Genomic DNA, 21,547 nt, shown 5'->3' on the forward strand with positions numbered 1-21,547 from the left:
CTCACATGTGATCGGTGGGATCGTCCCGAGGGATCCGGGGCCTCGGGGGCAGCGGCGCCCGTTTTCTGGCGGACGATGACACCGCCGGCGGCGTGTGCACGGGCGCGGACGCGCTGGTCGGGGCCTCGGGGGCTGCTGTCGCGCCCGGCGCGGCCGTCGCGCCGTGGGAGGGCGGCGGAGGCTCCGGTGACGCGGTTGACGGCGCGGCGGCGGGCAGCGCGGGCGCGGAGGCAGGCGAGGCCGCCGGGTCGGGCCGCGACGCCGGTTCGCCGTCCGGCGCGGAGGCGCGAAGGACCGCATACGTGACGAGCCCCAGGACGAGCGCGCTCGCGCCCAGGGCCAGCGAGATCCAGGCGCGGCGGCTGTCGCCTTTCCGCGGGGCGAGGGTGTTTCCTGCCGACGTCAACGTGCTGATGGACCCATGGAACGCCGGCGCGGCGCCCTCCGAGGCGCCACCGCTCGGAGAGCCGTGGAAGGGGGACCCTGCCTGGTTCCGCAGCGTGGGCATTGACTCGCTGGAGGCGGCGCCCATCGTGCCTGGGCTCGGTCCCATCATTCCAGGGCTCGCGGCATCTGGACGCGCCTCAATCGCATCTGGACCCGCCCCAATCGCATCTGGACCCGCCCCTGACGCGTCTGGACGCGCCCCTATCGCATCTGGGCTCGCCGCCGGCGCGCCGCCGGGGACGGCGAGCAGCGGAGGCGGGCCCTCCGCGGGAACCGACGGCTGGAGAGGTCGGGTCTCCGACCCCGCCGCGGAGGCCGCCGCGCCGAACGCCTCGGCGAGCTCGCTCGCGCCCTGGAACCGATGCGCCGGGTCGCGCGCGAGCGCCCGCGCGAAGAACCCATCCACCGCGGGTCCGAGCTCCGGCACGACGCTGGATGCGAGGGGGACGTCCTCCGTGCAGATCGCCACGAACACCTCGCCGATCTCCTCACCCGGGAACGGGAGACGGCCGGTGAGGCAGCGATAGGCGATCACGCCGACGGACCAGAGATCGCTGCGCCAGTCGAGGGTCTTGCTGCGGCGCACCTGCTCAGGGCTCATGTAGTAGGGCGAGCCGACGAGCGTGCCTGTCTTCGTCTCGTTGCCGGCCAGCAGCGTGCCCTGGGCCTTGGCGATCCCGAAGTCGAGGACCTTGACGAGCTCGTCCTCGTCCTGCCGCGAGAGGAAGAGGTTCGCGGGCTTGAGGTCGCGGTGGACGATCCCCGCCTCGTGCGCGCGACGCAGGGCCTTGCACACCTGCGTGACGACGCCGAGCGTGGCCGCGGTGGAGAGGCGCCCCTCCCGCGAGAGCCGCGTCTCGAGATCCTCGCCGTCGAGGAGCTCCATCACGAGGAAAGGCGTGTCGCCCTCGAGACCATAGTCGTGCACGTGCACGACGTTCGGTATCTTGAGCTGCGCCGCGGCCCTCGCCTCGCGCTCGAAGCGCGCCCGCGCGGCGGACGAGGCAGCGTACTCGGGCGCCATGAGCTTGACCGCGACCGTGGCGTCGAGCTGGAGGTGCCGGGCCACCCAGATCGCCCCCATCCCGCCCCGCGCGAGCATCCGCTCGAGGCGGTATCTACCGGCGACGACGCTGCCTTCTGCGAGCGAATTCATGAGCCTCGGCCTCTCGCTGGGAACGCGCGCCCCGGGGGCTCATCGTCGAGCAGCCGGGGCGCCTCGCGCCCAACGAAGCAAACGAACGGGCCCACCGCAACAGGATCCGACCCGGACCGCGCGCCGCTCGCTTGCGGCTCGACCGGATCGCCGCGCGCCGCCTACTTGCGCCTTGGCCGTGCCGCCGAGCTCGCGGCGTCGCGCGCCGCGGGGGCGCCTCGCCCGGCGGCCTGCGGCGCGCGGAGATCGCTCGCGCGCGCCCGCCGCGCGGGAGGGCTGCCCTGCGACGTCAGCGCCTCCAGGGCGGCGCGCAGCTCGGCGCGCACGTGCGGGCCGAGGAGCTTCTCCGCCATGGCGCTCAGGCGTCCCGCGAACGCGGCCATGATGCAGCCCGCGCGCTGGTCGTCGCGCTCCGGCGCCCCCGAGCGCCGGTAGTGCCGCGCGTAGTCGCCCGTGATCGCCCCGAGATCGCCGCCGACGTGGACCGCCTGCCTCATGAAGAGCCGCGCGGCGCGCTCGTTGGTGATCGACGGCATCTGCGCCAGGGTCAGGGCCACCTCGGTCCTGCCCACGGCGAGCAGCATGGAGACCACCCGCTGGCGCGCGAGCTCGACGAGCCTGGGCGCGAGCGTGTGCTCGTCGAAGACGTGGACGTTCGCCGGCACGAGCGCTTCGCCTTCCGTGCCGAGCTCGCTCAGGAACGCGTTCAGCACCGGCGAGCGCGTCGGCGCGGCGCACACGTACTCTCGCGCGCTACCCGTGTTCGACCTGCCGCCCGGCAGGAGCGGGCCAGCGGCGGGCTTCGCGCGCGGCCCGGGTCGCGCTGACCGCACCCCTCGTGACCGCTCGAAGTGCCGCTCCGCGCTCCCCGCGCGCTCGTTCTCCGCGGCAGCGTCCGTCGCGCCGAGCAGCGCGGCCAGCCCCGCCGCGTGGGCGGCGGTGATGTGCGGAGGAGGTTGCTTGCTGGACATTCGAGCAGATCCTCTCGTTCGAGGGCTGCTCGAGCGCTTATCACGCCGCACGAACGGTTGTACAGCGCTGAACGCCGGTTCCCGGGCGGGCGTACGCGGCCATGGGGTCGTGGAGGCGGCGCCCCCTTGCGCGCGGCCGGCGACACGCGCCTCAGCCTCAGGGCTCGCTCAGCACCTCCGCGAGCGTCGGCGCAGTGAGCACGCGCTCGGACCATCGATCGAGCACCGCGATGTCGGCGGCGTTGATCCGCGCCACGGCGTCGTCGGGCAGCGCGCCGAACCGGGCGCCGAGCACTTTCAGCAGCATGTGGCAGCGCCCCTCCCGCAACCCCTCCCGCAATCCCTGCTGTCTGCCGCGCTCCATCAGTTGATCGGCTGCCGACACGATCTCCTCCTTCCAGGGCTCTCCCGCCGCGGCCAGGAGCCGCTGCAGGACCTCGTCCGCCTCGTCGCGCTCGTTCGTCGCCAGAATGTACCGCCATATCGCCCGCAGCGCCTCCACCCCGTTCGGCGCGCGCCGCACCTCGTTCACCAGGTCGAGCCACTTCCCCAGCTGCCGGAGCAGCTCGTCCGGCTCCCGCCCGTGCCGTAGGCACCACAGCACCAGCCGCGAGAACGCGCTCATCGCCCGCGCCTTCAGCGCGTCGTCTCCCTCCTGGCTGATGTCGTCCAGCACGAACCGGAACCGCGGCACATGGTCGGCCATCACGGCCCGCGCGCCCTCGTCGAGATCGAGCAGGTCCTCGAACGACGTCGCCGCGGTCCATCCCGTCTCGCTGTGGTGCAGCACCACCGGCAAGATCGCCGGCAGGCGCTTCGACCCCGGGTGCTCCGCGAGGTGGTGCTCCCAGATCCGCACCATGTACCGGAGCAGCCGGAACGCCATCAGCGGCTCCACCGTGCTCTGGTGCTCGAATAGGAGATACAGGAGCACGCGGGCTTCGCCCATCGACGCCGAGAAGAGCAGATCGCTCTGTCGCTCCTTCAACGCCTCATCCACGAAGCTCCCGGGGCGCAGCCGCAGCGCCGCGAAGTCGATCCGCGCCGAGAGAGTGGGCGGCAGCGCTTGCCGCAGCTCCCCCGCCGCGTGCTCAACCTGGGGAAAAGCTGCCTTGAACAGCGCATCATGCGCGTTGATCTGCATGGGTCGGGCAGCACCATGACTCATGCGCGGGTCACAGACACCATTTCTTCGCCAAGCTCTTTTGCGAATGAATCAGAACGGCTCTCCGTAATTCATGCTCGCGCGACGCACCGTCCTTCGTGAGCATCCTGTCGCACACGACCTCGATCGACTTGTCGATCTCGGCGACGGAGAGCCGGGCCACCAGCGAGCGGACCGGCGCGCTGCCGCGGCCCGAACGTGGCCTCGCAGACGAACGTGAACATCCACGCGCCCGGCGGCTGCCAGAGGAGCGCGGCCACGGGGAGCGGGCCGACGGCAAGGACCTCCATCAAGCCGAGATGCCAATTTTACGTACACGACAGCAATTCCCGGGACGCGGCGAGCTTTCAGCGGAGTGGGCGGGGCCGCCCTCCCGATGGTTGAAGATTATTCAATGAAAACTTAGTCTTGCCGCCCTTCCGCTTGGCAGGACCGCGCGGAGCGCGGCGAAGGAGGCGGCCGGCAAGGAGTGGGTTCCATGACCTCGACCTCGCACAAGTGGCAGTTCTGGATCGATCGCGGAGGCACGTTCACGGACGTCGTGGCCCGGCGGCCCGACGGCTCGCTCACCACCGCCAAGCTCCTGTCGGAGAACCCAGAGCAGTACGCCGACGCGGCGGTCGAGGGGATCCGCCGCCTGCTCGGCCTCGCGCCCGGTCAGGTCATCTCTGCCGCCGAGGTCGAGTGCGTGAAGATGGGCACCACGGTGGCCACGAACGCGCTGCTCGAGCGCAAGGGGGACCGCACCGTGCTGGTCACGACGCGCGGCTTCCGCGACGCGCTGCGCATCGGCTACCAGAACCGCCCTCGCCTGTTCGATCGTCATATCGCGCTGCACGACCTGCTCTACGAGCGCGTTGTCGAGGCCCGCGAGCGCGTCGGCGCGCGCGGCGAGGTGGCCCTGCCGCTCGACGGCGAGGCGCTGCGCGGCCCGCTCTCGGAGGCGTTCGAGGCCGGCATCCGCGCCTGCGCCATCGTCTTCATGCACGGCTACAGGTTCGCCGCGCACGAGCGACGGGCGGCCGAGATCGCGCGCGAGGTCGGCTTCACCCAGGTCTCCGCGTCGCACGAGGTGAGCCCGCTGATGAAGCTCGTCTCGCGCGGCGACACAACGGTGGTCGACGCGTACCTGTCGCCCATCCTGCGGCGCTACGTCGAGCAGGTGGCCAGCCAGATGCCCGGCGTGCCGCTCTACTTCATGCAGTCGAGCGGCGGGCTGACGCTGGCCGGCCGCTTCCAGGGCAAGGACGCGATCCTGAGCGGCCCGGCGGGCGGCATCGTCGGCATGGTGCGCACCGCGCTCGCGGGCGGGCACGAGAAGGTGATCGGCTTCGACATGGGCGGCACCTCGACCGACGTGTCGCACTACGCCGGCGAGCTCGAGCGCGCCTTCGAGACGCAGGTGGCCGGCGTCCGGATGCGCGCGCCGATGATGAGCATCCACACCGTGGCCGCGGGAGGCGGCTCGCTCCTCGGCTTCGACGGCGCGCGGCTGCGCGTGGGGCCGGAGTCGGCCGGCGCGAACCCGGGGCCGGCGTGCTACCGCCGCGGCGGGCGGCTGGCCGTCACCGACGCGAACGTGATGCTCGGCAAGATCCAGCCGGAGTTCTTCCCGCACGTGTTCGGCCCGGGCGCCGACGCGCCGCTCGACCGCGAGGTCGTCGAGCAGCGCTTCCGGGCCATGGCGGCCGACGTGCAGCGCGACACGTCGCGCCCGATCACGCCGGAGCAGCTGGCCGAGGGCTTCCTGCAGATCGCCGTCGCGAACATGGCCAACGCGGTGAAGAAAATCTCGGTGGCCCGCGGGCACGACGTCACCCAGTACACCCTGCAATGCTTCGGCGGCGCCGGCGGCCAGCACGCGTGCGCGGTGGCCGACGCGCTCGGCATGCGCCGCGTCTTCGTCCACCCGCTCGCCGGGGTCCTGTCCGCCTACGGCATGGGCCTCTCGGACCAGAGCGCGATCCGCGAGGCGGCCGTGGAGCGGCGCCTCGACGAGGCGGGGCTCTCCGCGGCGCGCGAGGCGCTCGCGCGCATCGGCCGCGACGCGGAGGCCGAGCTCGTGGGGCAAGGGTTCTCGCCGGAGCGGGTGCGGCTCGTCCGGCGCGTCCACGTGCGCTACGAGGGCACCGACACCGCCCTCGTCGTGCCCGACGGCAGCGCGGAGGCGATCCGCGCCGCCTTCGACGGGGCCTATCGCAGGCGGTTCGCGTTCCTGATGCCGGACAGGGCGCTCGTCGTGGAGAGCGTCTCCGTGGAGGCGATCGGGCCGGGCGAGGCCGCCGAGGAGCGGCCCGCGGAGGCGCGCCCGCACCGCCCCGAGGCCGACGCCCGGGTGAGGATGTACGCCGAGGGGGCGCTCCACGACGCGGCGCTGTACCGGCGCGAGCGGCTCGGGCGCGGCGCGGTGATCGACGGGCCGGCCATCGTGGCCGAGGCCAACGCGACGACCGTCGTCGAGCCGGGATGGCGGGCCGAGATCACCGCGCTCGGCCACATGGTGCTCACCCGGGTGGCGCCGCGCCCGGAGCGGCGCGCGGTGGGCACCGAGGTCGACCCGGTGATGCTGGAGGTGTTCAACAACCTGTTCATGAACATCGCCGAGCAGATGGGCCTGCGGCTCCAGAACACCGCCCACTCGGTCAACATCAAGGAGCGGCTCGATTTCTCGTGCGCGCTGTTCGACGCGGAGGGCAGCCTCATCGCGAACGCGCCGCACATGCCGGTGCACCTCGGCTCGATGGGCGAGTCGATCAAGACCGTGATCGCGCGGAACCCGGGGATGAAGCCGGGGGACGTGTTCGCGCTCAACGATCCCTACCGCGGCGGCACCCACCTGCCGGACGTGACGGTGGTCACGCCGGTGTGGGACGAGGGCGACGAGGCGGGGCCTCGCGTGCTGTTCTACGTGGCGTCGCGCGGCCATCACGCGGACATCGGCGGCATCACGCCGGGCTCGATGCCGCCGTTCTCCAGGACGATCGAGGAGGAGGGCGTCCTGCTCGACAACGTGAAGCTGGTCGAGGCCGGGCGGCTCCGCGAGGCGGAGCTCCTGGCGTTGCTCGGCGGAGGGCCGTACCCGGCGCGCAATCCGCAGCAGAACCTGGCCGACCTGCGCGCGCAGATCGCGGCGAACGAGAAGGGCGCGCAGGAGCTCGCCGCGATGGTGGCGCAGTTCGGCCTCCCGACGGTGCAGGCCTACATGAAGCACGTGCAGGACAACGCCGAGGAGAGCGTGCGACTCGCGATCGCGCGGCTCGACCCGGCGCTCCTCCACGACGGGCGCTTCTCGCTGCCGCTCGACAACGGCGCGACGATCGAGGTGGCCATCCGCATCGACCGGGAGCGCCGCGCCGCGGTCGTGGACTTCACCGGCACGTCCGGGCAGATGGAAAACAACTTCAACGCGCCCCGCGCTGTGACGATGGCCGCCGTGCTCTACGTCTTCCGCACGCTCGTGGACGACGACATCCCGCTCAACGCGGGCTGCCTGAAGCCGATCGAGGTCGTCATCCCCGAGGGCTCGATGCTGAGCCCGCGCCCCCCGGCCGCGGTGGTGGCCGGCAACGTCGAGGTGTCGACCTGCGTCACGAACGCGCTGTACGGGGCCCTCGGCGTGCTCGCGAGCAGCCAGCCGACGATGAACAACTTCACGTTCGGCAACGAGCGGCTCCAGTACTACGAGACGATCTCGGGCGGCTCGGGGGCGGGCATCGAGATCGGCGGGAGCGGCGGCGGTGGCGCGCGCGCCGAGCGCGGGTTTGCGGGCACGAGCGTCGTGCAGACGCACATGACGAACTCGCGCTTGACGGATCCGGAGGTGCTGGAGCACCGCTTCCCGGTGCGGCTGGATCGCTACGAGATCCGCGAGGGCTCCGGCGGGGCCGGGCGCTTTCCTGGCGGGAACGGCGGCACGCGCGCCGTGCGCTTCCTGGAGCCGATGACGGCATCGATCCTGTCAAACGGGCGCTCGACGGCCGCGTTCGGCCTGGCGGGCGGGCGGGCGGGCGCGCCCGGGCGCAACCTGGTGGTGCGCGCGGACGGCTCGGTCGAGGTGCTGGGGCACATCGGATCGGTCGAGATGGGGAGCGGCGATGTGTTCGTGATCGAGACGCCGGGGGGCGGCGGGTACGGAGCGCCGGAGGCAGGGTGAGGAGGCGGCGGGCGATCGCTCTTTCGATTAGTTCTGCCCACCAGGAGTCTGACCAGGGATCCAGAGAGAGATTTCAACGCAAAGGCGCAAAGGCGCAAAGGCGCGAACCTGAAGAAGAGTCTTTTTCTTTTTTGCGTCTTTGCGTCTTTGCGTCTTTGCGTCTTTGCGTCTTTGCGTCTTTGCGTTAAAATCTCTCTTCATTCGCAAACGAGCGCACTGGCAGGATTTCTGACTCGCAGTACCAGCCGCCGCTCACGCGTCGACGGGCGCGGGCTCGGGGTTCCGATCGACGGCCAGCGCCGCGAGCCGCAGCCCAAACGCCTCGTACCGATCGCGCGCCACCTGCGGCATGCCGAGCGCCTCGAGACACGCGCCTTCGCGCTCGGGCCAGGGCAGCGCGTGGTAGATGCGCCGGGCGCGACCCACGAGGTCGCGCCGCCCGGCGCCGCGCCCGACGCGCAGGAGCACCTCGGCTTGCACGAGGACGCTGCCCGATCGAGCGAAGGCTGCCTCGAGCGCCTCCTCGGCATCGGCAACCGCTGCGCCGCGTTGGACCGCGTACCAGAGCCGGAGACCGGCGATCCACGCTGCCTCGCCGGGGAGGTGGTGAGCCACCGCCGCGCGGGTGGCGTCGTCCAGCAACGCATCGAGCCGCTCGACCGAACCGGACCGAACTTCACCAGCGTCTTGTCGCCGCTGGCACGCGCGTAGAGCTGCGCGGCGATCAGGAACAAGAGCTCGTGTGACGCGAGGCTCGGCTGATGCTCCGGCTCGATGTCGAACGCGACGACGTAAAAGCGCCGCTGGATGTCGGGATCGGCGAGGAGCCGTTTGAGCTGGGTGCTCTTGCCGCTGCCGATATGCCCCGACAGGAAGAAGCGGTCCCGCTCGTTCGACTTGAGGAGCTGGCCCCGCAGCCGCGCGAGCGGGAGCAGCTGGCGCCCCTTGCCGACCGGGATAAGGGTCTGCACGTAGACCGGGGCATCGGGACCGAGCGCCTTGAGTTCGAGGGCTTGGTAGGCGTCGTCGAGGGTCGTGGCAGGCACGGTGCCGACACTTTAGCCTCCGCGGGACGGGAAGTGATATGTCACGGCCGGGGGGGGTCGGCGTCCGCGACGGACCCCCGGCCGTGGCCGGCGTCCCCGCCTCCCCTGCCCGCTCACCCGTTCATCCGACGGCGGGCGCCTTGGCGGCGGGTCCGGGCGAGAGCTTGCACGTGGCCTCCCACAGACCATTCAGATACACGAGCCCCAGCGCGCGGTCGTACAGCCCATATCCCGGCTTGCCGGTCTCACCCCAGATCATGCGGCCGTGATCCGGGCGCACATAGCCGTCGAAGCCGACGTCATGGTAGGCCTTCACGATGGCGGCCATGTCGAGCGACCCCTCACAGGACAGGTGGGCAGATTCGAAGAAGGTGCCGTCCTCCTGGACCGCCACGTTGCGCAGGTGCCCGAACGGAATGCGGCCCATGCCGCCGAACTCGCGCACCAGCGATACGATGTTGTTGCACAGATCGGCGCCCAGCGAGCCGGAGCACAGCGTGATGCCGTTGGCGGGAGAGTCGACGGTCTTCACCAGGCGCATCAGGTCGTCGCGGTTCTTGACGATGCGCGGCAGGCCGAAGATCGGCCGGGGCGGGTCGTCCGGGTGCATGGCCATCCGGACGCCGGCCTCCTCGGCGACCGGGATGATGCGCCGGAGGAAGTACTCCAGGTGCGCCCACAGGGCCTCTTCGCGGACGTTCCTGTACTCGTCGAGGACGGCGCGGAGCTGCTCCGGCTTGTAGCTCGAGTCCCAGCCGGGCAGCGAGATGCCTTGTTCCGGGTCGATCTCGGCCACCGCCGCCGCGTCGAAGGCCAGGGTCAGCGAGCCGTCGGGCAGCTCTCTGGCCATCTCGGTGCGGGTCCAGTCGAAGACCGGCATGAAGTTGTAGCAGATCACCTTCACGCCGGCGGCCGCGCAGTTGCGGATGTTCTGGCAGAAATTCTCGATCAGCCGCTCGCGGGTCGGCTTGCCGAGCTTGATGTCCTCGTGCACCGGCACGCTCTCCACCACCTCGAACCGGAGGCCGACGCCCTCGACGCGCGCCCTGAGCGCCTGCAGCCGCTCGACCGGCCACACCTCGCCCACAGGCACATCGTAAATAGCCGAGACGATGCCGTAGATGCCCGGGATCTGACGGATGTACTCGAGCTTCACAGGGTCGTTCTCGCCGTACCAGCGAAAGGTCATCTTCATCGTTCCGGTCCTTCCAGCGTCACGGGTCATCCCGTGCAGAGCTCAGGGTTCGATGCGCCGCGCGGCCGGCTCAGTTCGGAGGGTTCCAGCCGCCGAGCACGGTCGCTGGATCGCGCATCATCGCCGCTTGCTGCGCGGAGATCTGCGTGGATCCGGCGACACGCCCGCTGGTGTCGATGAGGCGTCCATCCGCGTCCCGGCTCTGGTACTCCCAGAAGCGGAGGGTGCGCGGCGCGGCCCCGCCCGTGATCGTCCACCCCGCCCGCGAGATGTGGCTGCCGAGCGTGCAGTTGACGTACGCGACGTGGCTCGCCGGATACTGGCTCACGTCGATCCTCGCCAGCGTGCTCCCCGTGATGCCTGCGTCGCTGGTGATGCGCGAGTCGACGAAGACATAGCCGTAGCCGGCGTCGCCGTTGCGCGCTTGCACGATGTAGCCGGATCGACCCACCGTCTTGATCTCGCACCGGTTGAAATACGCCGCGCCCGTGCCCCACACGAAGTCGACGTTGCCCGAGATCGTGCAGTTGTCCGCGTAGAGGCGCCCGGACCAGAGCAGCGTGTCCTGGAGGCTCAGGATGTCGGCGTCGCGCACGACGCACCTGTCGCAGTCCTGGAGCCGCAGCGCCTCCGCCTGGGAGCCGCCCTGCGGCGTCAGGTTGTGGATGGTGAGGTTCTCGATGATGAGGTCGCTCACCTTGTCTGCGCCGACGAGCGCGCGCCCCCTTGTGCTCGGGTTCAGGTTGTTGTTGTTCGTACCCGAGAGGACCGTGCCTTTGCGATCGGCCCCGCGCAGCGTGATCTTGTGTTTGCCCTCGAAGTAGACGACCCCGTGGTGGGTCCCGCGCTGAACGGTGATGAGCACGCTGTCCCTGTTGTTCGCCGGGACCGCGTCGAGCGCGCCTTGCACGGAGCAGAAGTCGCCGGAGCCGTCGAGCGCGACATCGAGCGACGAGACGCTCGACGGGCCTGCGCCCGCCGTGTCGAAGCGCCACGCCGTCGCGTCCGCGATCGCGAACGAGCCGCCCCCCGGGGGGACGATGGCGCCGGGGTCGACCGTGACGTAATAGGACTGGCCGTAGTCGAGCGCGCGCGACGGCAAGGACACGACAGCATCGTTGCCGTCCACGTACACCGGGCGAGGTACGTTGAACGTCCGGCCGCCGATCGTGGCGCTCACGGTCATCGAGGCCATGTCGACCGTCGCGACCGCCGCGCCCGGCCGGGCGGCGTTGAACACGCGAACGGCGCCCGCGCTGCCCAGCTTCGGCGCGCCGGGGAACGTGATGCGGAGCGGCGGATCCGGGCACAGCCCCCGGGCGCCCGGCGCGGGGAACAGCGCGCTCACGCCGTCAGGGAGATCGACCGGGGCCGCGCCGCCGCCGCCCTGGCTCGCGCCGGTGCCTTCGCCGCCGCCGGCCGCGCCGGCGCCGCCCGCTCCCGCTCCGCCCGATGCGGCGCTGCTGGTCGACCCGCCGCCGCCCGACGCCGCGCTGCTGGCCGACCCGCCGCCGGTCGATCCGCCGCTGGTCGAAGCGCCGGACGTCGAGGCGCCGGTCGTCGAGGCGCCGCTGGACGCCTCGGCGCTTGTATCGTCCGCCGTCCCAGCGCCCTCGCAGGCGATCGAACACAGACCGAGGAGCCCGAAGAGAAAAAGTCGAGAGCGGATCATGTCGCCGCGCAGGGTATCAAGGCGCTGCGCGGCCTGGCAATCCGAGCTCAGGGCACGGAACGTGCCCCTGCTCTGTTCGCAGAGAGTCCGCATGCACCGAGGCCGGCCGTGTGGCACGACGGCCATCGTCGTTCCCGTGCAACGGCCCCTGGCGCGTTCGCCCCATCCACCCTCGAGGAGCTTCATGGCTGACTCCGTACCCATGACCGACCGTGCCCACGATGTCCTTCGTCAGGAGCCTCAGAGCCTCGACCCCATCTTCAGGCCGCGGAATGTCGCGGTCATCGGCGCGACCGAGAACAGCGGCGCCGTCGGCCGCACGCTCCTCTGGAACCTGATCAGCAACCCGTTCGGCGGCACCGTCTATCCGGTGAACCCGAAGCGGCAGAGCGTCCTCGGCATCAAGGCCTATCCGAGCATCGCGGCCGTGCCGGCGAAGGTGGATCTCGCGGTCCTCGTCACGCCCGCCTCGAGCGTGCCGGGCCTCATCGGCGAGTGCGTGGACGCCGGCGTCCCCGGCGCGATCATCATCTCGGCGGGGTTCAAGGAGATGGGCCCCCCGGGCGTCCTGCTCGAGCAGCAGATCATGGAGCGCGCCCGCGGGAAGATGCGCATCATCGGCCCGAACTGCCTGGGCGTCATGAACCCGATCGGCGGGCTCAACGCGACGTTCGCGAAGGGGCAGGCGCGGCCGGGCAAGGTCGCGTTCATCAGCCAGTCCGGCGCGCTCTGCACGGCGGTGCTCGACTGGAGCCTCAAGGAGCAGGTCGGCTTCAGCGCGTTCGTCAGCGTCGGCTCGATGCTCGACGTCGGCTGGGGCGACCTGATCGACCACCTCGGCAACGATCCCAAGACGAGCAGCATCCTCATCTACATGGAGTCGATCGGCGACCCGCGCGACGCGCGAGCGTTCCTGTCGGCCGCCCGCGAGGTGGCGCTCACCAAGCCGATCATCGTGATCAAGCCAGGCCGCAGCGAGGCGGCGGCGAAGGCAGCCGCCTCGCACACCGGCTCGCTCACCGGCTCGGACGAGGTGCTCGACGCGGCGTTCCGGCGCGTGGGCGTGCTGCGCGTCAACGACATCGCGGACCTGTTCTCCATGGCCGAGACGCTGGCCAAGCAGCCCCGGCCCCACGGCAACCGGCTGTGCATCGTCACCAACGCCGGCGGCCCGGGCGTGCTGGCGGCGGACGCGCTCGTCGCGAACGGCGGCGAGCTGGCGCCGCTCTCGCCGGAGACCCTTGGCGAGCTGAGCGGCTTCCTCCCCGCCGCGTGGAGCCGCAACAACCCGGTCGACGTGCTCGGCGACGCCGGCGAAGACCGCTACGCGAAGGCCCTGGAGATCTGCGCGAAGGACCCGAACAACGACGGCGTGCTCGTCATCCTCACGCCGCAGGACATGACCGAGCCGACCCAGACCGCCGAGGCGCTGCGCAAGCACGCGCACGTCGACGGCAAGCCCGTCCTCGCCAGCTGGATGGGCGGCGTGGAGGTGGAGGCGGGCAAAGCCATCTTGAACCGCGCCGGGGTCCCGACGTTCGAGTACCCCGACACCGCCGCTCGCTCGTTCTGCTCGATGTTCCGTTACGCGTACGCCCTCCGCGCCCTGTACGAGACGCCGAGCACGGACGAGCGGGCGCTGAACGTCGATCGCGAGAGGGCCAGGGAGCTCATCGCCGGCGTCCGCGCGTCGGGGCGGACGCTCCTGGATGAGGTGGAGTCGAAGCAGCTCATGGCCGCGTACGGCATCCCGACGGTGCCGACGGCCGTCGCGAGGAGCGCGGACGAGGCCGTGGCGACGGCCAGGCAGATGGGGTATCCGGCCGTGCTCAAGCTGTACAGCGCGACGATCACCCACAAGACCGACGTGGGCGGCGTGAAGCTCGCTCTGCGCGACGACGACGCCGTACGCAGGGCGTTCGAGGAGATCCAGGAGAGCGTCTCGCGCCTGGCCGGCGCGCAGCACTTCCAGGGCGTGACGGTCCAGCCGATGATCTCGCTGAAGGACGCCTACGAGATCATCCTCGGCAGCTCGATCGATCCGCAGTTCGGTCCGGTGCTCCTGTTCGGGGCCGGCGGGCAGCTCGTCGAGATCTTCAAGGACCGCTCGCTCGGCCTGCCGCCGCTCAACGCGACGCTGGCCCGGCGGATGATGGAGCAGACGAGGATCTACCGCGCGCTCCAGGGCGTGCGCGGCCGCAAGCCGGTGGACCTCACGATGCTCGAGCACCTGCTCGTGAGGTTCTCGCAGCTCGTGATCGAGCAGCGGTGGATAAGCGAGATCGACATCAACCCGCTCTCCGTGAACGCGGAGGGGGCCATCGCCCTCGACGCCCGTGTCGTCCTGCACCCGCCCGACACGCCGGAGTCCGCGCTCCCCAGGTCGGCGATCCGCGAGTATCCCACCCAGTATGTGACGGAGCTCAAGAGCAAGGACGGGCAGGCGTCGTTCACGATTCGGCCCATCCGCCCCGAGGACGAGCCGCAGATGGTCGAGTTCCACAAGAAGCTGTCCGAGCGGACCGTGCGGCTCCGGTATTTCTACCCGATGCAGCTCGACCTGCGCACCGCGCACGAGCGGCTGACGCGCGTCTGCTTCGCGGACTACGACCGCGAGATGGCGCTCGTGGTCGAGAAGCCGCCCGCGGGCGGCGCGCAGCGGCAGATCATCGGCGTAGGCCGGCTGAGCAAGCTGCCAGGCACGCGCGACGCGGAGTTCGCCCTGCTGATCAGCGACGAGCACCAGAGGCAGGGGCTCGGTTCCCGGCTGCTCGCCCTCCTCGTCCAGATCGGCCGCGACGAGGGGCTCTCCCGCATCAGCGCCGACATCCTGGCCGAGAACGTGGAGATGCAGCGCGTGGCGCAGAAGCTCGGCTTCCGGGTGACGCGCGACATCGGGGACTCGACCGCGAGGGCAGAGCTGACGCTGTAGGCGCGATAGGTCCTGTGCGACAGCCGCGCTGCTGGAGCCCCCGTGGGAACGTAGGGGAGCGGCGCGGCCGGGCACGCACGTGGCGCTTCCCGCCGCGTACGAGACATGCGCATGCTCGGGGAGCAGCCATGGATACCCACCGTCTGAAGACCCTGTTCGAGCGGCTCAGGCAGCAGCACCCCGTGAACGCAGGCGAGATCGACGCGGTCGAGCGATGGCTCCACGACGCGCCGCTCATCCGTCGCTACCGTATCAACCCCCACGTGGTCGCGGCGGACACCGCGCTCGACGCGCACGCGGTCATCCGCGTCCTGCTGCACGGCACCCAGACTGGCCTCTTCGACATGCACTGGGACGTCCACTGCAGCCATTGCAACATGCTGGCCGAGGCGATCGACGACCTCGCCACGGCCACCGCCGTCTCGTTCTGCCCGATGTGCGAGTACTCCTTCGACGTCGACATCGCGGCGCGCGTCGAGGTGACGTTCTCGCTCAACCGGTCCATCGAGGACCTCGGCTTCCCCCCCGTTTGCCAGCCGCCGTCGGCGCTCCACCCCCGCTATGGCATGACCGCCGCGCTCGGCGAGACCGCGGCGGCGACCGAGGTGCTCCCCGCGGGCCGCTACCGCTACTTCTGCCCCTTGACCCGCGCCAAGGGCATCCTTCGCGTCGAGGGTGAGCCCACGGACGAGGTGCAGGCCGTCGCGATCTCGCAGCTCGCGGGACCCCGCTATGACGTGACAGAGCTCGCGGTGCGGCCCGGACCGCTCACGATCGCGCTCACCAACGTCGGCTGGCCGCAGTGCGGCTTCATCGTTCATCACGATGTCCTGAAGGACGAGCTCGATCCGGCCAGCCTGCCGCGGCGGCTCAGCGGGCTCGAGCTGCTCCATGTGCCGGAGTACCGGCGCTACTTCGGCGGCATGGTGCTGTCGGCGCGGGAGCGGCTGACGGTCCGGTCGGTCCTCGTCGTCTTCACCGATCTGTGCGGCTCCACGCGGCTGTACGAGCGGATCGGCGACGCCCCCGCGTACAACCTGGTGCGCGATCACTTCGACATCGTGATTGGCGCCGTCGAAGCTCAGGGCGGCGCGGTGGTCAAGACCATCGGCGACGCGGTCATGGCCACTTTCCTTGACGAGCCGTCCGCGGTGACGGCGCTGAGCGCAGCCATGCGCGGCATGCTCGGCCGCAACGCCGGCCGGCCCGAGGGCGAGCGCCTCGTGCTCCGGGCGGGCATGCACCGCGGCCCGGCGCTGCTCGTCAACCTGAACCAGCGCCTCGACTACTTCGGCCGCACCGTGAACACGGCGGCGCGCATGCTCGGCGTCTCGGCAGGCGGCGAGCTCACCGTCTCTGCGCCGCTCGCCGCCGACGCCGAGCTCGTCGGCCTGCTCACCGATGAGGGCTGGACGCCGCCGCGCGCCTCGCACGTCGACCTGAAGGGGATCGAGGGGACCCGCACCGTGCATTCGGCGGGTTTTCCCGGCATGGCTGCGCGCTGACCCGCGCGCGTCTCCGACGAACCGGACCCGCTGGCGAGCGCACGACCAGCGGCGCGCTCCGCGCCGGCCTGACGGCCCCCGTGGTCGCGTCCTGCGAGACGCCCGTGAAGCCGCCCATGAAGACCATGTGAATCGTGCCAATAGAAGGCCAGGTAAACTGCCTCGACGAACCCGTGAGCTCTCGACTGAATCAGACCGGGCAGGTTGCACGCGGCGGCCTCGAAACCTCGCTCCGACCGGACCTGAAACGACTCTTCGAGCGTGATGGAGGGTCGTCCGCTTTCGCAACGCTTCACGTCCGAGACAGCGAATGTGATCATGGCGTCATCCTTCTTCGTCAATCACCAGCGGCCTCTCTGATGTCTGCCGTCATGCTCGCCCCAGGTCGCGGTGCCCTCCGAACGCTCGGCTGAGCCGCGGCGAGAGGCGCCGGCGGATCTATCCGGGAGTCAGCGCGTGTGCCGGCTACGTTCCAGTCGCAAGTGCCCTCGTTCAGCGATCCTCTCGAAGCAAGAGTCGAAGGGGATGAACAGGCCCCAGCGATCACGGCCGCCGCGCGCCGCGGCTTCCAGAAGCACTCGTTCCTCCAGATCCGGCGCGCGCACTCCCTTCCAGAGCTTGTCGGCCAGGGCGATGATGAGCTCCTCCAGTGTAGAGGCCATCTGCTGCCAGCGCGCGTGCGACAGGCACACTCTCGCGAGCGCCGGCGTGACGGAAGCCGCGAGGAGCATTCGCTCGCCTGCGGGTTCGTGCTCGCTGCCCGGCCCCGTGAGCTCTCGATGGTGCTCGATCTTGCCGGCGTCATGGAGCACCACGCCAACCCGCACGAAGTCCTCGTCGATCGGGATGCCCTGCTCGCGGAAGAGGACGATGAGCAGATCGGCCGCTTCCCCGACGAGCTCGACGTGCCGCAGCAAGTGAGGCGGAGCGCCCAGGGTAGCGAGCAGCGATCTGGCGTCATCGCGGGAGGCGGGAAACATGAGACGTCTTGCCCTTCACGCGCCTGGATGACCTCTCGTGATGGCCATTCATCCAATGCTTTACTTCCCGAATTGCCACCACGTTTTGCCCGGAGGCTGCTGTTCCGCCCGCTCGCCCGGCCTCTCACCGTCCTCCTCTCTGACGTCCTTGTGCTGGACGACCTGGACACCGTGGAAGCGGCCCTCGAGCCTCGGGTGCTGTCGCCAAACTGCCGTCATGTCCCGGAACCTCTCCTCCGTTGCGCTCCTGCCAGCCGCGCCCTCCGTGCCCCTCACTCCACGAACACGCTCACCTCGACACCAGCCGCCTTCGCCAGCCCGACGAGGTGTCCCGACCCGCGGCTCTTGTCGACCGCCGGATGAAACACCAGCACCCGCACTACCCCGCTCGCAAGCATCCGCTCGTTGAGCCCCTTCCGGGCACCACGCTTGTACTTCGCATAGTCCGCCTTGTTCTTCGCCATCGGCTCCACGTCGAGCCCCAGCTCGGCTGCGACGCGCCCGGCGAGGGCGTCCGCGCCCGGCGAGTCGCCGTGGATCACGGTCGCCCCTGCCGGGAGCTTCGCCAGCTCGCGCCGGATCGCATCCAGGTTGGTCCACGCCACAGCGCCGGCGACGATCACACGCGTCATTCCGCCATCCTACCCTCGAAGCGCGCGGAGCGGGAACATCAGCATGTGCACACCCCCGGCTGGTCCTCCCGGCGGCAGCACCCGCCCGCCGAACCATCCGCGCGGGCAGGTCGACGTCGATGCGGTCGACCTGCCCGCGTTCGGGCTCGCCGACGATGTGCTGCCGTTCAGCGGCGACGTGCACGCGCACCGCAAGCACCAGCTGCTCTACGCGAGCCCGGGCGTCCTGCACCTCGAGGTCGGCAGCGCCCACTGGATCCTGCCGCCGCAGCGCGCGGCGTTCATCGCGGCCCACTTCATGCATTGCGCGCACGCCGCGGGGCCCGTCGCGCTGCGGACGGTGTGCCTGTCGCCGCGGCTCACCCAGGTGCCGCGGCCTTCCGGCGACCCGCAGGGCGAGGAGCGCGTCGACTGCCGCGTCTTCGCGGTGACGCCGCTCGCACGAGATCGTGCGCGCCAGCGGCGATCAGACCGTCGTGCGCAACCGCTGTAGGCCGCCTCGGCGCCAGTCGGACCGGCCTCGACCGCGCCCGGCCGACACGAAGATCGCCCTTACAGAAGCGGCATAGCCCTGTAGTATCGTCCCCATGGGGGCGGCTCATGGGACAGGGGTGCGACGGCCGGGCGGCGCACTCGACAGCCCAGCGGCGACGGTGCTGGACGGGGCCACCCTGAACGCCATTTCATCGAGCGACGGGCTCATGTCTCTCCACGGTCCAAGACCGACCGCACATATCTCCATCGGAATCTCGACGACCTCGTCACCGAGGCTCTCCCCGGCCCCGTACCGCCTGAACGTCGAGGGGAGCCCTCTCAGAGCAGGAGAACGTTGATGGCAGACTCGCTCAACCCGTACCAGGATTTCGCCGCCTGCCACCCGAAGCTGCGGGAAGCGGTGTCTGAGGTCGTTGCCTACTGGGAGCCCGATTCGGCGCCTGTGACGGTCGTCTTCGGCAGCATCGGTCGTGCGCTTGTCCAGCTTGAATCCGACCTCGATGACATCACGCTTGATGAAGTTTCGCGGCTCGTGGAGCGTTCGCTGTCAGGAAGTGGCCCAGAGGCAGATGCGGTCGCGACGGGGCTCCTGGAGGCAATCTGCGCCCGCAGCGTCGATGCCCCTGCCGCCGTTGCGCGCGTCGCCTCTCATCTGGGACCCGATGCGCGTGCTTACATTCGGGCCTGGGATGCATTCACCGGAACGACGACTCCGGGTGTCACGTAATCGTGCAGGTGGTCATGAATGGCGGGGGACCGCGCAGCGCCGCCGGCGTCACCGCTTCACGCCACGAGCTCGCCTGTCGACGGCGCTCGTGGTAACGCTGCTCCGCATGGCGAAGGCCGCGCGAACGGCGACGAAGAGCGGGACGCGCTCCCCGCAGGGGCGCCGTCGCGTCCGCGTGTACACGGCGTGGCACCCGGTGCTCGTCGCGCTCCTCGAGCACGTGCTGCCCGCGGGCTGGTATCAGTGCATCTCGGAGTTTCAGCTCGCGCGCGAGCCGCTCCGCGTCGACCTCGTCATCCTTCGGCGCCGGCGGCGCGGCGCCCCGCCCAGGCCGAGCCTTCTCACCAGCGTCGTGGGCGGGCTGGCCGAGCACACCCTGGTGCACTTCAAGGGGCCGACCGACGAGCTCGAACGCGACGACGCCCGCATGCTCCTCGCTTACGCGCTGCAGTACCTCGTCGTTGCAGAGATTGAGGACCCCGCCTCCGTCGCCCTCCGCGTGCTCGCGCCCCGCCTGACCCCGCGCTTCGTCGCGGCGCTCAGGTCGCTCGACTGCGCGCTCACGCCCACGGGACCGGGCACACACGAGGGTCGGCTCTGCGTCTTTCCGCTGCGGGTGGTGGAGACGGTACCGGCGAACGCTCGCGAGGGCGACCATCTGCTGTACACTGTGACGCCTGGGATGGTCGCCGACCCCGGCGGGATCCCGGCGCTCTCCCCGGCGGAGATCGCGGTGTTCTGGGCGCTCCTGGAGCATGTCGAGCAGCTTCGACGTCCGCTCCCGGGGCAGAGGAAGCGGCACATGAAGGACGAAAAACGGGTGGTCGAGAGCTTCGAGAAGGTGCTCACGCGCCTCGTCGCGCGGGTGCCGCCCAAGCAGCGGCTCGCCGGGCTCGCCCCCGAGCAGCGGCTCGCCGGGCTCGCCCCCGAGCAGCGGCTCGCCGGGCTCGCCCCCGAGCAGCGGCTCGCCGGGCTCGCCCCCGAGCAGCGGCTCGCCGGGCTCGCCCCCGAGCAGCGGCTCGCCGGGCTCGCCCCCGAGCAGCGGCTCGCCGGGCTCGCCCCCGAGCAGCGGCTCGCTGGGCTCGCCCCCGAGCAGCGGCTCGCTGGGCTCACCGAGGCGCAGGCGGTGCTCGCCCTGCCGGACGCGATGCTCCGCGCGTTGTCCGCGGAGTACATCGCGACGCTGCCTCGCGAAACGCAGGCGGCGATCCAAAAGCGCCTCGGGGCGGCCTCCCGGCGACGCCCGGCGCGTCGGCGAAAACCGCGCAGCCCTTCGAGATGACGCCTCGACGCCGGAATCGGCGACGGCCGAAGCGTGGTTCGTTCTTTCAGACCAGGCGCCGACCGTGCCATGAGCGATAGAGACGCCCACAAGCAATTCATCCTCGAAGGCGACCTGAAGGCCTGATGTGGCGGCTCTCGTGGCCGGCCGTGCTGGCCATGGTCCTTGGTCCTGTACGGGCTCAACTCGTTCCTGGACGCCGTGTTCGTGGGCCAGCTGATGAACGAGAGCGCCCTGGCCGGCGTCGGGGTCGCCCATCCCCTGTCGCAGATCACGCTGGGGCTGGGCAGCCTGATCGGGACCGGCGCCGGCACGGCGCTCAGCATCTACCTGGGCGCGGACGACCGGGGCAAGCTCCACGGCCTCCTGGGGAGCGTGAACGGGCTGTCGCTCCTCGTCAGCTTGCCGTACACCGTGCTCGCTTATTGGTTTGCAGAGCCGCTCGTGCGCGCGATGGGCGGCAGCGGGGAGATCCTCGCGCACGGCACCGCGTACCTCCAGGCGACGGCCCTCGGCGCGCTGTTCTGGGTGCACGGCCTCACGTTGAACATGACCGTTCGCGGCGAAGGCAAGATGAAGACGGCGGCCTGGATGATCTCCCTCGGCCTGGGGGTGGACGTCGCCCTGAAGCCGCTGTTCATCCACACGTTCGGCTGGGGCGTGCACGGCGCGGCCTGGGCCACCAACGCGGCCATGTTCGTCTACTCGGCCATCGGGCTCCTGTACTACGCGAGGGGCCGCGCCTCGTTCGACACCGCCTGGCGCGCGATCCGCATCGACCCGTCGATCCGGCGGCAGATCGTCTCTCTGGGCATGCCGGCGATGATCGTGTGCATCATGGGCGTCGTCCAGAACCTCGTGGTCTACGGGGCGGTGTCGACCTATGGCACGGAGCGCGACGTCGCCTTCTTCGCCGCCTGCAACCGCATCTCCCTGTTCCTGATGACGCCGCTGTTCGGCGTGATGCGGGCCTTGCAGCCCGTGGAGGGGATCAGCTACGGGGCGCGGCGCTACGGCAGGGTGAAGTGAGCGGGGTGTTCTGGGCGAACGCCGCGATCGACATCGCGATCTTCGTGCTCGTGATCCCCCTGATCGGCCGGGAGTTCCGGAGGCTCGACGGGCAGGGCGCGGAGGCGAGCGCCCCGCTGAGCGAGGCGACCGCCGGGTGAGCCGCGCCCGCGCGCCGGAC

17 protein-coding genes are annotated in these 21,547 nt (G+C 70.7%); 9 read left to right on the forward strand and 8 right to left on the reverse strand.

What is annotated here, in order from left to right:
- Position 1 precedes the first annotated feature (1 nt).
- The 3 genes from WMF45_RS22930 to WMF45_RS22940 form a co-directional block, all read right to left on the reverse strand.
- Positions 2-1,603, reverse strand: coding sequence for a protein kinase domain-containing protein (locus WMF45_RS22930; protein WP_437718977.1), 1,602 nt, complete (start codon positions 1,601-1,603; stop codon positions 2-4).
- Between the two features lie 161 nt (positions 1,604-1,764).
- The gene (locus tag WMF45_RS22935) at positions 1,765-2,574 is read right to left on the reverse strand and encodes a hypothetical protein (protein ID WP_437718978.1); all 810 of its coding nucleotides are present in this window, start codon (positions 2,572-2,574) and stop codon (positions 1,765-1,767) included.
- A gap of 157 nt (positions 2,575-2,731) precedes the next feature.
- On the reverse strand, positions 2,732-3,718 hold the full coding sequence (locus tag WMF45_RS22940; protein ID WP_437718979.1) for an Rpn family recombination-promoting nuclease/putative transposase: 987 nt from the start codon (positions 3,716-3,718) through the stop codon (positions 2,732-2,734).
- Between the two features lie 119 nt (positions 3,719-3,837).
- On the opposite strand from WMF45_RS22940, the gene WMF45_RS22945 reads away from it, so the two are divergent.
- Together WMF45_RS22945 and WMF45_RS22950 are read left to right on the forward strand one after the other, a co-directional pair.
- Complete coding sequence (locus WMF45_RS22945; protein ID WP_437718980.1) at positions 3,838-4,137, forward strand: hypothetical protein; 300 nt, start codon at positions 3,838-3,840, stop codon at positions 4,135-4,137.
- An 80-nt stretch (positions 4,138-4,217) separates the two neighbouring features.
- Positions 4,218-7,892 carry a hydantoinase B/oxoprolinase family protein gene (locus WMF45_RS22950; RefSeq protein ID WP_437718981.1) on the forward strand — a complete coding sequence of 1,225 codons (3,675 nt, stop codon included), beginning with the start codon at positions 4,218-4,220 and terminating at the stop codon, positions 7,890-7,892.
- A 252-nt stretch (positions 7,893-8,144) separates the two neighbouring features.
- On the opposite strand, the gene WMF45_RS22955 is transcribed toward WMF45_RS22950, so the two are convergent.
- From WMF45_RS22955 to WMF45_RS22965, 3 genes are all read right to left on the reverse strand, one after another.
- Positions 8,145-8,534 carry a hypothetical protein gene (locus tag WMF45_RS22955; protein ID WP_437718982.1) on the reverse strand — a complete coding sequence of 130 codons (390 nt, stop codon included), beginning with the start codon at positions 8,532-8,534 and terminating at the stop codon, positions 8,145-8,147.
- Between the two features lie 525 nt (positions 8,535-9,059).
- On the reverse strand, positions 9,060-10,133 hold the full coding sequence (uxuA, locus tag WMF45_RS22960; RefSeq protein WP_437718983.1) for a mannonate dehydratase: 1,074 nt from the start codon (positions 10,131-10,133) through the stop codon (positions 9,060-9,062).
- Between the two features lie 70 nt (positions 10,134-10,203).
- Positions 10,204-11,805 carry a pectinesterase family protein gene (locus WMF45_RS22965; protein WP_437718984.1) on the reverse strand — a complete coding sequence of 534 codons (1,602 nt, stop codon included), beginning with the start codon at positions 11,803-11,805 and terminating at the stop codon, positions 10,204-10,206.
- Positions 11,806-11,989: 184 nt separating this feature from the next.
- Here WMF45_RS22965 and WMF45_RS22970 point away from each other — a divergent pair, with 184 nt between their 5' ends.
- Positions 11,990-14,737, forward strand: a complete 2,748-nt coding sequence (locus WMF45_RS22970; protein WP_437718985.1) for a bifunctional acetate--CoA ligase family protein/GNAT family N-acetyltransferase — start codon at positions 11,990-11,992, stop codon at positions 14,735-14,737.
- Between the two features lie 128 nt (positions 14,738-14,865).
- Positions 14,866-16,242 (forward strand): DUF5939 domain-containing protein, encoded by a 1,377-nt coding sequence (locus tag WMF45_RS22975; RefSeq protein ID WP_437718986.1) that lies wholly within the window; start codon positions 14,866-14,868, stop codon positions 16,240-16,242.
- A gap of 449 nt (positions 16,243-16,691) precedes the next feature.
- Here WMF45_RS22975 and WMF45_RS22980 read toward each other — a convergent pair whose 3' ends face one another.
- Both WMF45_RS22980 and WMF45_RS22985 read right to left on the reverse strand, forming a co-directional pair.
- Positions 16,692-17,222, reverse strand: a complete 531-nt coding sequence (locus WMF45_RS22980) for an HD domain-containing protein (RefSeq protein ID WP_437718987.1) — start codon at positions 17,220-17,222, stop codon at positions 16,692-16,694.
- Positions 17,223-17,494: 272 nt separating this feature from the next.
- Positions 17,495-17,854 carry an SLOG family protein gene (locus WMF45_RS22985; protein ID WP_437718988.1) on the reverse strand — a complete coding sequence of 120 codons (360 nt, stop codon included), beginning with the start codon at positions 17,852-17,854 and terminating at the stop codon, positions 17,495-17,497.
- A 43-nt stretch (positions 17,855-17,897) separates the two neighbouring features.
- On the opposite strand from WMF45_RS22985, the gene WMF45_RS22990 reads away from it, so the two are divergent.
- The 5 genes from WMF45_RS22990 (at position 17,898) to WMF45_RS23010 (ending at position 21,527) form a co-directional block, all read left to right on the forward strand.
- Positions 17,898-18,347: a hypothetical protein gene (locus WMF45_RS22990; protein ID WP_437718989.1), complete on the forward strand. Its 450-nt coding sequence runs from the start codon at positions 17,898-17,900 to the stop codon at positions 18,345-18,347.
- 339 nt (positions 18,348-18,686) lie between these two features.
- Positions 18,687-19,076: a hypothetical protein gene (locus WMF45_RS22995; RefSeq protein WP_437718990.1), complete on the forward strand. Its 390-nt coding sequence runs from the start codon at positions 18,687-18,689 to the stop codon at positions 19,074-19,076.
- Positions 19,077-19,182: 106 nt separating this feature from the next.
- Positions 19,183-20,358, forward strand: a complete 1,176-nt coding sequence (locus tag WMF45_RS23000; RefSeq protein ID WP_437718991.1) for a hypothetical protein — start codon at positions 19,183-19,185, stop codon at positions 20,356-20,358.
- Positions 20,359-20,523: 165 nt separating this feature from the next.
- On the forward strand, positions 20,524-21,387 hold the full coding sequence (locus WMF45_RS23005; RefSeq protein ID WP_437718992.1) for an MATE family efflux transporter: 864 nt from the start codon (positions 20,524-20,526) through the stop codon (positions 21,385-21,387).
- Positions 21,384-21,527: a hypothetical protein gene (locus WMF45_RS23010; RefSeq protein WP_437718993.1), complete on the forward strand. Its 144-nt coding sequence runs from the start codon at positions 21,384-21,386 to the stop codon at positions 21,525-21,527. Before WMF45_RS23005 ends, WMF45_RS23010 begins: the two co-directional genes overlap by 4 nt.
- The last annotated feature ends 20 nt before the right edge of the window (positions 21,528-21,547 follow it).

The organism is Sorangium sp. So ce448 (assembly GCF_051520915.1).
Taxonomy (GTDB): domain Bacteria; phylum Myxococcota_A; class Polyangia; order Polyangiales; family Polyangiaceae; genus Sorangium; species Sorangium cellulosum_B.

Excerpts from the sequence above, each read along its gene's own strand:
- WMF45_RS22930 (WP_437718977.1), bottom strand. The coding sequence starts at position 1,603 with ATGAATTCGCTCGCAGAAGGCAGCGTCGTCGCCGGTAGATACCGCCTC.
- WMF45_RS22935 (WP_437718978.1), bottom strand. The coding sequence starts at position 2,574 with ATGTCCAGCAAGCAACCTCCTCCGCACATCACCGCCGCCCACGCGGCG.
- WMF45_RS22940 (WP_437718979.1), bottom strand. The coding sequence starts at position 3,718 with ATGCAGATCAACGCGCATGATGCGCTGTTCAAGGCAGCTTTTCCCCAG.
- WMF45_RS22950 (WP_437718981.1), top strand. The coding sequence starts at position 4,218 with ATGACCTCGACCTCGCACAAGTGGCAGTTCTGGATCGATCGCGGAGGC.
- uxuA (WP_437718983.1), bottom strand. The coding sequence starts at position 10,133 with ATGAAGATGACCTTTCGCTGGTACGGCGAGAACGACCCTGTGAAGCTC.
- WMF45_RS22965 (WP_437718984.1), bottom strand. The coding sequence starts at position 11,805 with ATGATCCGCTCTCGACTTTTTCTCTTCGGGCTCCTCGGTCTGTGTTCG.
- WMF45_RS22970 (WP_437718985.1), top strand. The coding sequence starts at position 11,990 with ATGGCTGACTCCGTACCCATGACCGACCGTGCCCACGATGTCCTTCGT.
- WMF45_RS22975 (WP_437718986.1), top strand. The coding sequence starts at position 14,866 with ATGGATACCCACCGTCTGAAGACCCTGTTCGAGCGGCTCAGGCAGCAG.
- WMF45_RS22980 (WP_437718987.1), bottom strand. The coding sequence starts at position 17,222 with ATGTTTCCCGCCTCCCGCGATGACGCCAGATCGCTGCTCGCTACCCTG.
- WMF45_RS22985 (WP_437718988.1), bottom strand. The coding sequence starts at position 17,854 with ATGACGCGTGTGATCGTCGCCGGCGCTGTGGCGTGGACCAACCTGGAT.
- WMF45_RS22990 (WP_437718989.1), top strand. The coding sequence starts at position 17,898 with ATGTGCACACCCCCGGCTGGTCCTCCCGGCGGCAGCACCCGCCCGCCG.
- WMF45_RS22995 (WP_437718990.1), top strand. The coding sequence starts at position 18,687 with ATGGCAGACTCGCTCAACCCGTACCAGGATTTCGCCGCCTGCCACCCG.
- WMF45_RS23000 (WP_437718991.1), top strand. The coding sequence starts at position 19,183 with ATGGCGAAGGCCGCGCGAACGGCGACGAAGAGCGGGACGCGCTCCCCG.